General features: G+C 36.0%; 10 protein-coding genes and 1 pseudogene. 9 read left to right on the top strand and 2 right to left on the bottom strand.

Annotated features, from left to right (window positions below; genetic code table 11):
• The 6 genes from ACY65O_RS03195 to ACY65O_RS03170 all read left to right on the top strand — a co-directional run.
• A partial coding sequence (locus tag ACY65O_RS03195; protein ID WP_462219404.1) for a hypothetical protein occupies nt 1–642 on the top strand: 642 nt, incomplete at its 5' end.
• 9 nt (nt 643–651) lie between these two features.
• Nucleotides 652–1,122 (top strand): OsmC family protein, encoded by a 471-nt coding sequence (locus tag ACY65O_RS03190; RefSeq protein WP_462219403.1) that lies wholly within the window; start codon nt 652–654, stop codon nt 1,120–1,122.
• A gap of 45 nt (nt 1,123–1,167) precedes the next feature.
• Nucleotides 1,168–1,908 (top strand): LOG family protein, encoded by a 741-nt coding sequence (locus ACY65O_RS03185; protein ID WP_462219402.1) that lies wholly within the window; start codon nt 1,168–1,170, stop codon nt 1,906–1,908.
• Between the two features lie 472 nt (nt 1,909–2,380).
• A complete protein-coding gene (locus tag ACY65O_RS03180) occupies nt 2,381–2,785 on the top strand; it encodes a hypothetical protein (protein WP_462219401.1) in 405 nt (134 codons plus the stop codon).
• Between the two features lie 10 nt (nt 2,786–2,795).
• Entirely contained in the window at nt 2,796–2,990 is a 195-nt protein-coding gene (locus tag ACY65O_RS03175) for a YgaP family membrane protein (protein ID WP_462219400.1), read from the top strand.
• A 25-nt stretch (nt 2,991–3,015) separates the two neighbouring features.
• Complete coding sequence (locus ACY65O_RS03170; RefSeq protein ID WP_462219405.1) at nt 3,016–5,469, top strand: heavy metal translocating P-type ATPase; 2,454 nt, start codon at nt 3,016–3,018, stop codon at nt 5,467–5,469.
• A gap of 24 nt (nt 5,470–5,493) precedes the next feature.
• On the opposite strand, the gene ACY65O_RS03165 is transcribed toward ACY65O_RS03170, so the two are convergent.
• Together ACY65O_RS03165 and ACY65O_RS03160 are read right to left on the bottom strand one after the other, a co-directional pair.
• On the bottom strand, nt 5,494–6,726 hold the full coding sequence (locus ACY65O_RS03165) for a hypothetical protein (protein ID WP_462219399.1): 1,233 nt from the start codon (nt 6,724–6,726) through the stop codon (nt 5,494–5,496).
• A gap of 60 nt (nt 6,727–6,786) precedes the next feature.
• The gene (locus ACY65O_RS03160) at nt 6,787–7,380 is read right to left on the bottom strand and encodes a Crp/Fnr family transcriptional regulator (protein WP_462219398.1); all 594 of its coding nucleotides are present in this window, start codon (nt 7,378–7,380) and stop codon (nt 6,787–6,789) included.
• Between the two features lie 285 nt (nt 7,381–7,665).
• Between ACY65O_RS03160 and ACY65O_RS03155 the strand changes: the two genes are divergently transcribed.
• From ACY65O_RS03155 to ACY65O_RS03145, 3 genes and pseudogenes are all read left to right on the top strand, one after another.
• Nucleotides 7,666–8,148, top strand: a complete 483-nt coding sequence (locus ACY65O_RS03155; RefSeq protein ID WP_462219397.1) for a c-type cytochrome — start codon at nt 7,666–7,668, stop codon at nt 8,146–8,148.
• A 50-nt stretch (nt 8,149–8,198) separates the two neighbouring features.
• Entirely contained in the window at nt 8,199–10,193 is a 1,995-nt protein-coding gene (nosZ, locus tag ACY65O_RS03150; RefSeq protein ID WP_462219396.1) for a Sec-dependent nitrous-oxide reductase, read from the top strand.
• 73 nt (nt 10,194–10,266) lie between these two features.
• Nucleotides 10,267–10,495 (top strand): annotated as a pseudogene (locus ACY65O_RS03145) (hypothetical protein); the annotation flags it as partial.

Genomic DNA, 10,495 nt, shown 5'->3' with positions numbered 1-10,495 from the left:
AAAAATGATGATGATGAGGTAGTAAATAAAAATATTCATTTGTTTGAAGATGCCTGCATTACTGAAGACATACAGTACAGAGTGCATAAAGATTTGGACATGATGGCGCTTTCTTCTTTAGTGGAAGAAACCCGTTTTGCTGATGTACTTTTAGTGAGCAGCGAATTATTTTTTAAAAATGTTGAGTCGAATCAACCCAATTATTACCTGGAAGAATTGTTGAAAAAAGCAGAATGCCCGGTGATGCTGATACCGGAAAAATTTGAAGAGCCGGGACAAATTTTACTGAGTTATGATGGCGGCCAATCCAGCATTTTTGCTATTAAACAATTTGCTTATCTTTTTCCGGAGCTGGTAAATAAAAAAAGTATGCTGGTAACAGTAACTGAAGATGATAAAGAGGAATTACCCGAATATGTGATGATGAATGAATTGGTGGCAAGTCATTATCCGGCGCTGGAATTGCAAAATTTAAAAATGGACAGTAAAAAACATTTTGTTGACTGGCTCGCAGAGCAACCCAACAGTTTTATTGTAATGGGTGCTTTTTCAAGAAGTATGTTTTCTGAATTATTTAAAAAGAGCTTTGCAAAAGATATAATTCGTGAAATAAAAATGCCGCTTTTTATTTCTCATAAATAAAAATAGTAAATGTTGAAAACAGAAAAGTACCAGTATTTTTTTGAAGTGCAGTTGAACTGGCAGGAAGGCCGCAAAGGCATACTAACCGCCAATGATGTAAAAGATACTATCAAAGTAGCCACGCCGCCGGAATTTGCCGGCGGTGTGCCGGATATGTGGAGCCCCGAACATTTATTTTTAAGTTCGTTAAGCAGTTGTTTTATGACTACTTACCTTGCCATTGCAGAAAAAAGAAAATTCTCCGTTGCTGATTTGGAATGCAATGCCATAGGCCAAATTAATTTGGTATATGGCCATTTAGAATTTACAACTGTAAATCTTTTTCCAAAAATATTTGTAGAAAAGGAAGAAGATATTGCTGTTGCTAACGACTTACTGACTAAAACTTATAAACACTGCATTATTGCCAACTCCATCAAACCGCTCCTTATTCATCACGGCGAAGTGCTGGTAGATAAACATGTTTTGAAAAGAGTCTAATAAAAATCAGAAAAATTATATTAGGTTTAGGTAGAAATAACTCCAATGATAAATTCCGAAACTAAGCCTGCAGTAAAAGAAGAAATAAAATTTTTAGAAGGTCCCCAAAGCCGTTGGGAAGAATTTAAGTTTGCAATTAAAGTGTTGTTTGAATTTATAAAAGGCTTCAGGGCTTTGCATTTTGTTGGGCCATGCGTTACCGTATTTGGTTCGGCACGGTTTAAAGATGGTCATCCTTATTATGAAATGGCCGAAGCACTATCCGGTAAAATTGCACAATTAGGATTTACAATTATGACGGGTGGTGGACCCGGCATAATGGAAGCCGCCAATAAAGGCGCTAAGGAAGTTGGTGGAAGAAGTGTGGGCTGTAATATTGTTTTACCAATAGAACAACATCCAAATCCCTACCTGGATAAATGGGTTAACATCCGCTACTTTTTTGTGCGTAAAACTTTACTGCTGAAATATTCTTATGCTTTTGTGGTAATGCCCGGCGGCTTTGGCACATTGGATGAATATTTTGAAGCCCTTACTTTAATTCAAACAAAAAAAATAAGTGAGTTCCCCATAGTAATTTTTGATACGGCTTTTCATAAAGATTTAATTGAACATATCGCCTTAATGAAAAATAAATCTACCATCTCTGACAGCGATACAAATCTTTTTTTAGTTACAGATTCTATTGATGAAGCGGTGGAGTATATCAAACAAAACAGTGTGGTAAAATTTAATCTCAAAACTCAAAAGCCATATAAACCTTTTGCATGGCTGTTTGAAAAATAAATTAAACTGTTGACTTTTTTTTATTTTTAGTGCATCTTTTATATACACTGTAAGCCTGCGGCACTGATAAAAATATTTTAAGCTCTTTGCAAATGACAATAAGACTTTTTTTCTCAGCTTCGCTGCGAAAGAAGGTTAGCCACAAAGGCGCAAAGGCACGAAGTAGAAAAATGCTACGCATTTTCCTTTGTGCCTTCGAGTCTTTGTGGCTAAATTCAATTTTTTACAAAATTGAATTCCAACCTTTTAAAATACTTGTCATTAGCAGCTTGTCGAAGGCGGGTTGACTCTTGCACCCGGTTTCGACAATCCCGATTACAATCGGGACTGACATTTTTTACCGGGTGGATTAAATGTCTAATTGGCATTCAAATTAGCTTTTATCAATTCCTGATTTATCTCATACATCTTTTTGACGCTGGTCATTTTAATTTTTCTGCTTACAAGGCATCTTTGTGTAATAAACAGCATTATGAAACATACGTTACTTTTAGATGAAACAAAATGCAGGTTATTTATAAATGAGAATGCCGGCTGGCAAAGTGCAATAAAAGCACAGGTAAAAGAAATACCTCAATTAAAAACAATGCTTGCAAATGTGCAAAATGCAGATAACATAAACGGGCCGGCTGATAAAGCCGGTACCGATATTTTTTTTAACAGTGAATTAATGCAGCAGCAAAACGAAATGAAAAAATTAGATGAAGCAATTGACGAACAGCAAAAAAGACTTTTACAGGATTGTGATTTAAAAAATAAGCAGGATGTTGAAGCATTTTGTAACCAGGATATTTTGCGGCAAAGAATTAAAGCAATAGAAAAAACCTATATCGATCTTAAATGCAATTTCATGAATTATTTATCAACTATATCTTAAATCCAATTTTATGCAATGCAATGTAGGTAATACAGACAGGTCAGTTAGATACACGCTGGCTATTTTAATTGGGGCTGCAGGGCTTTATTATGCAAGCTGGTGGGGCTTACTTGCAATTGTGCCACTGCTTACAGGTGTAATTTCTTTTTGCCCAATTTATAAAATACTGGGTATAAATACCTGTGCTAAAAAAGCTGTTCAATAGTTTCTGTCTTTAAAGCCGCTGTGTAATACTATATGGCGGCTTTTATTTTTTAAAATTCCGCTTTATAAAAACAATATCAACCATACAAACCAAATGCTATCATTGCGGCGAAAACTGCGATGATAAGAGTATAGCTATTGAAGAAAAAAACTTTTGCTGCCAGGGGTGTAAACAGGTTTTTTTGCTTCTCAGCCAAAATGATCTTTGTGTATATTACAACTTTGATAAAAATCCCGGTATAAAAGCAAAAGGTAAATTTGTAAGCGAACGTTTTGCTTATTTGGATGATGAGATCATCAAAAATAAATTGGTACAGTTCAGCAGCCCCACACAAATTAATGTAACTTTTTCTTTACCGCAAATGCATTGCTCTTCCTGTATTTTTTTACTGGAAAACCTGCACCGTATTGATGCCGGCATAACAAAATCGCAAACTAATTTTCAGCGTAAAGAAGTATTTATAATTTTCGATCCGCAAAAAATATCCTTGCGTAAAGTGGTGGAGCTGCTGGCTTTTATTGGCTACGGACCCAACATCAGTTTAAAAGATAGCGTATCAAAAAAATCAACCCAATTTAACAAACAACAAATTTATAAAATTGGTGTAGCGGGTTTTTGCTTTGCCAATATCATGATGCTGAGTTTTCCTGAATATTTCAGCAGCGGTAATATAGAACAGAATGGATTGAAGGAAACTTTTACATGGCTCAATTTTTTTTTATCAATACCAGTTTTATTTTTTAGTGCTTCCGGGTTTTTTATTTCGGCTGTAAAAGGTTTGCGGCAGCGGTTTTTAAATATTGATGCCCCCATTGCATTAGCGATTACGGTTACTTATGCAAGAAGTTATTACGAAATTATCAGTGGCCATGGCGCAGGTTATTTAGATTCGGGTACCGGCATTGTTTTTTTTATGCTCATCGGCAGATGGTTTCAGGATAAAACTTATGATTCTTTTTCTTTCGACAGGGATTACCGTTCTTATTTTCCCCTGGGAGTAACAGTAATTACAAATGGTATCGAAAAAAATATTCCTGTTACACAATTACAAAAAGGCAATAGAATTATTATCCGCAACGAAGAAATGATTCCGGCAGATGCCATTTTAATGGATGGTAATGCCAATGTAGATTATAGTTTTGTCAGCGGCGAAAATACGCCAGTACAAAAACTAAATGGTGAGTTGATCTATGCAGGCGGCAAACAGATGGGCACTGCGATAGAACTGGAAGTGGCAGGGGAAGTTTCGCAGAGTTATATTACACAACTATGGAACAATGATATTTTTGCCAGTAAAAAAAATGCAGAAAAATCTTTCATTCATCCCTGGAGCAGGTATTTTACTTTGTCATTATTTAGTATAGCAATTATTACTTTAATTTTTTGGTGGATAAATGATCCTTCAAAAATTTTACCAGCAGTATCATCGGTATTAATTGTGGCCTGCCCTTGTTCGCTGCTGCTATCTGCAACATTCACTTACGGTAATATGCTCCGCATTTTTGGTAAAAATAAATTGTACCTGAAAAATGCAGGTATTATAGAATCGCTTGCAAAAATTAATACTGTTGTTTTCGATAAAACAGGGACACTTACTCAAAATAAATCGTCGCTGGTAAGTTATGAAGGCACGCCATTAACAGAAAAGGAAATGGATGCCGTAAAAAATATTACCCGGCAATCGGCTCATCCTCTAAGTAAAATAATTACAGCATGGTTACAAATTGGCTCAATGAGAATGGAACCGGTTCAGCATTTTAAAGAGTATGCAGGTAAAGGAATGGAAGCAACAGTAAATGATGTAAATGTAAAAATGGGTTCTGCAAGTTTTATTAACCAGTTTAATAATGGCTTTGTTACTTACGATACCGGCACACATGTGCATGTAATGATGAATAATGTACACATGGGCCGCTTTAATATAAGCAACCAGTACCGCAGCGGAATAAATGAACTGGTAAAGCAATTGGGGAATGAAAATTTTGATTGCTTTGTTTTATCAGGAGATAATGATTCGGAAAAAGAAAACCTTCAAAATATATTTGGTAAAAATGCACATCTTCAATTCTATCAATCGCCGCAACAAAAACTGGAGTTTATTAAAACACTTCAGCAAAAGCGGCAAAATGTGTTAATGCTGGGAGATGGTTTAAATGATGCCGGTGCTTTAATGCAAAGTAATGTGGGCATTGCTGTAAGTGACAATACTACCCAATTTTCTCCGGCATGTGATGCTATTTTAGATGGTATAAATGTAAAAATGCTGGATAAGTTTATTGCTTTTGCAAAGTCGGGTAAAAACATTGTTACGGCAAGTTTTATTCTTTCTGTTGTTTATAATATAGTTGGATTATCTTTTGCTGTGCAGGGTATTTTATCTCCTATGGTAGCTGCAATTCTTATGCCTGCAAGCAGTATCAGTATTGTTGCATTGGTTACTGTTTTAACTTCTGCCAGCGCAAGGTTAAAAAGCCTGTAATAATTTTAGATAGATGTTTATATTTTAATTAGGGTGGAACTTATTTTCCTTTTTTATTTTTTGGGCCGCTACTAAAATTAACAATCCTGCAAACATAATGATTGCTGCAATCAGCAGTGCTTCATTAATAAAAGGGATATTGATATAATCTAATGCAGCAACTCCCTGCGTCATTAAAAAAACTTCGTTGATAATTATACCGGCTGCAAAAATGCCTGCACCTGCAATGGAATTTTTACTGTTTACAATTGCCTTTGATGCAAACATATATCCCAATATAAATAAAGTAATTATGCCCAGCAATACCAAATGCAAATACCCAATAACTATTGGCCGGAAACCAAATGCCAGATCGCTGAGCGATGGAATGGTAGAACCCAGTTGCAACAGTAATTTAATGCTTAAGGCAATGGCCGAAAAAATCAACAACCATTTTGCAACAGGCGGTATAGTGTTGTTTAAAGTGTAAGATTGTTTTTTGATAATGCCTGCCATATATATCCATCCCAAAATTTGTGCAATTGCTGCAGCAATAACTAAAAGAAAAACCCATAATGGAATGGGCATCCATAATGTTGATAAAAAATATGCTGGCAAAACTGCTGCTGCAAATAAAATAAAAATCCTTTTTAAAATAACCGGCCGGGCATCGGTTGAAACTATTGAACTGATTAAACCCATGCAGGCAAAAAAGAACCAGCCGTTGTATTGAAAATGTAAATAAAAATATTCTGCAGCCAGGTACCAGTTTTGGTGTATAATTTTTTCTATCCGCATAAATGCCAAACCAAAAGCGCCCAGCGAGGCGAAGGCATTTAATACTACCGCAGCTTTAAACCACCAGGCAATTATATTTTTTTCTGAAATGGTATTTAAATCTTTCCAGTACATAATTGCAAACGCATAGGATACAAAAATGGAAAGTGTAGAAAAGGTTATAGAATATGCTCCATATCCCTGTACAGGAAATGTAACCAGCATGCCAAATGCTGTAAAAAGATTTGCATTTAAAATAAAGCGGTATTTTTTAAAAATATTTTCGCCCTTTTTATTGGCAATATATGCTACCAGCAAAACCATTAATGCCTGCGTTATCCATCCGGCAAATGCAAAATGTGAGTGACCGTGCAATAAATGCTTTTGATCTATAAAGGGCAACGAAAATGCGATCTTGTATCTTAATATCACTCCAATGGCTGCAACCAGCAGTAAATTAAATAAACAAATTTTTATCCAGCGTTGTAAATAAAAAGCCATAATAAATATTTAATTCATAAACTTTATTGCAGATGATTTTTTAAGCAATTGAAACTTTTACTAGCAATAAACTTTGCCTTTATCAATTACCAACCGGCCTTTTGTTTCTAAACTTTTAATGGTACGTATTACAGTTTCTACCCTTAAGCCGGTCATATCAGCAATTTGCTGACGTGTTAAATTTATCCTGTTACACTTTGGACAAATATTTTTTTGTGTTTGCTTAAAATAACTCAGCAGGGTAGATATACTGTGCTCCGGGTTGTGGTTGGCCATTTCTTTTAAAATAAAAAATTTAAACCGCAACCGCTGTGTAAGTTGTTTACTAAATGCAAGGTGTATCTCCGGGCTTTCTTTTATTAATTTATGAAATATGGAACGGTGCAACCGGATGATAACAGATTCTTCGTTGGCAATTGCTGTTGCAGCAAAAGGTTCATCATCAAACAAAGGAAGCTCACCAAAACTTTCTCCGGGGTCAATTATAATTTGTAAAAATTCTTTACCCTCATCATTAATATTTACCCAGCGTACACTGCCACTTACCAACTGGTAATAAAATTGAGATGGGCAACCTTCTTTGAAAATAATTTCGTTAGCGGTTATTTTTTTAAATGCGGCTCCCCACGCCAGCAAAGTGTCAATAGCAATCATCTTAAATTAAAATTTAGGTATGCTTAATTTGACCCAATATCAGCGTATCAGGCTTTGGAGAAAATGACAGGTATTATATCAGCATGTGATTAAAATCATATACTGATTAACTTAAAATCTTTTTTTTTGATTTCTTAATGTTGATGGAATTGCATGATGCATTTCCATAACGGGAGAGAGTTTTTAAAGAAGGAATTTTTTATTGTTATGATTCTACGCATAAAGCTACAACTATATCAGGTGTAATCTTGTAAAATCATTTTTACAAACAAAAAAATAATTATCATGAAAAAATTAGCAATCATTTTTACTGCAGCAATTTTTATAGCTGCCTGTGGTACAGGCGCAGGTGCTGATACTAAAGCAAATACCGATGCAACCGATACAAAGACTACCACAGCAGATAATGGTAATCCCTCTTACGACCCTAAAAGAGGAGAGGGTAAATTTAGTAATGTAGAAGTAGGTGCAACAGTAGATGCAGCTATGGCTGCCACCGGCGAAAAAGTGTACGGTGTTAAATGCAGCAGCTGTCACAAATTAACGGATGAAAAATTAGTAGGCCCCGGTTGGAAAGGCGTTACCACACGCCACTCTGCAGAATGGATCATGAATTTTGTAACCAATACAGATGAAATGCTGAATAAAGATCCTAAAGCACAGGCGCAGTTAGAAATTTGTTTGGTGCGTATGCCCAATCAAAATTTAGCCGATGCAGATGCAAGGGGTTTGTATGAGTTTATGCGTAAGAATGATGGCGTAAAATAAAATTATCCAATCAAAAATAATAAACGGTAATTATATAAATCAAATAAAAAATGAGAAACAAAAAATGTATAACAGTAATACTTGCAGGTTTTAGTTTACTGTTAGGCTTTAATGCCTGTAAACCAAAAAATGCCGGTAATGCGGTAAGCTCCGATGCGGCAGCAAAAACTTATGTTGCACCTGGCAAGTATGATGAGTTTTACAATTTTGTATCAGGAGGTTTTAGCGGCCAAATGAGTGTGTATGGTTTACCATCCGGCCGTTTGCTGAGGGTAATTCCTGTTTTTTCGGTTGACCCTGAAAAAGGCTGGGGCTACAGTGAAGAAACAAAACCAATGCTCAACACATCTCATGGTATGGTGCCGTGGGACGATCTGCATCATGTGCAGGTGTCAAAAACAAATGGCGATTATGATGGCCGCTGGGTTTTTGCCAATGCCAATAATACACCACGTGTTGCCAGGGTTGATTTAAAAACTTTTCGTACTGCAGAAATCATTGAGTTACCCAACAGCGGTGGAAACCACTCTTCTCCTTTTATTACAGAAAATACAGAATACGTTGTAGCGGGTACCCGTTTCAGTGTGCCACCCGATGATGTAAATGGCGATGTACCTATTACTACTTACAAACAAAATTTTAAAGGCACCATTAGTTTTATCAGTGTTTCAAAAGATGATGGTACTATGGATATTGCTTTTCAATTACAATGCCCCGGTGTTAATTTTGATTTAAGCCGTGCCGGTAAAGGTGTTTCGCATGGCTGGTTTTTCTTTTCTACTTATAATACAGAACAAGCTAATACTTTACTTGAAGTAAATGCGTCGCAAAAAGATAAAGATTTTATTATGGCGGTAAACTGGAAGAAAGCTGAAGAATATATTAAAGCAGGTAAAGGCAGAAAACAATCTGTAAAATATGCACACAATGTTTACAGCGATGTTACCCATTCGGCAACATCAACAATTAAAACAGAAGTAACCGTTTTAGATGTAAAAGATTTTAAAGACCTGTGTTATTTTTTCCCCTGCCCCAAATCGCCGCATGGTTGCGATGTAAGCCCCACCGGCGAGTACATTGTAGGCAGCGGAAAATTAGCTGCATTAATTCCGGTTTTTAGTTTTGATAAATTACAAAAAGCCATTGCTGCAAAAGATTATATTGGCGAGTTTGATGGCATACCCATTATTAAATACGAAAGTGTTTTATACGGCGAAGTAAAAAAACCCGGCCTTGGCCCTTTGCATACCGAGTTTGATAATAAAGGCAATGCGTATACTTCTATGTTTGTTTCTTCCGAAATTGTAAAGTGGAGTATTAAAGATTTAAAAGTTTTAGACAGGGCGCCTACTTATTATTCAGTTGGGCATTTAACTGTTGCAGGTGGCGATACCAAAACACCTAACGGAAAATATTTAGTAGCCTACAATAAAATTACTAAAGATCGTTTTTTACCAACCGGGCCCGAGCTTTCGCAAAGTGCACAGCTGTATGATATCAGCGGCGATAAAATGCAATTGATATTAGATTATCCCACCATTGGCGAACCGCACTATGCACAAATTGTACCGGCAGAGCTTATCAAAAAAAATTCGGTAAAATTCTTCAAAATGGAGAATAATAAAAATCCCTATTTTTCAAATGGCGAAGGTGAAACAAAAGTAGTACGTGAAGGCAATAAAGTACATGTATATATGACGGCTATACGTTCTCACCTAACACCTGATAATATTGAAGGTATAAAAATGGGTGACGAAGTTTATTTTCATGTTACCAACCTGGAACAGGATTGGGATGTACCGCATGGCTTTGCCATTAAAGGTGCTGCCAATGCCGAGTTATTGGTTATGCCCGGCGAAACACAAACTTTAAAATGGAACCCCGACAGGGTAGGTATGTTCCCTATGTATTGTACTGATTTTTGCAGTGCATTACACCAGGAAATGTCGGGTTATATCAGAGTGTCACCAGCCGGAAGCAATGTGCCGCTGTTATTCAGCACTGGTAAAAATTATCCTAAGGCAGATACGGCAATTAAAAAATAAGTTTTAGCATAAGAAAAAAGGAGCAGGTTATTGTACCTGTTCCTTTTTAAAATTATCGTAATAAATAAATATAATGCAAATTTCAACTTTACAAAACTGGGTAAGAATACTGTTGGTATTTTGCGGTGCAGCCTTAGTGGTTGTTTTGTTTGTGCCTATGTGGAAAATAGATCTGCAGGCACCACAATATCCCGAAGGGTTAAGAATGTATATCTGGCAAAATCATTTAAGCGGCGATGTAAATATTATTAATGGTTTAAATCATTACATCGGCATGCGGCATATTACCGAAGATCAGTTTC

It is taken from the genome of Ferruginibacter sp., assembly GCF_031430955.1.
Lineage (GTDB): Bacteria > Bacteroidota > Bacteroidia > Chitinophagales > Chitinophagaceae > Ferruginibacter.
This window is presented reverse-complemented; position numbering and strand designations above follow the sequence as displayed.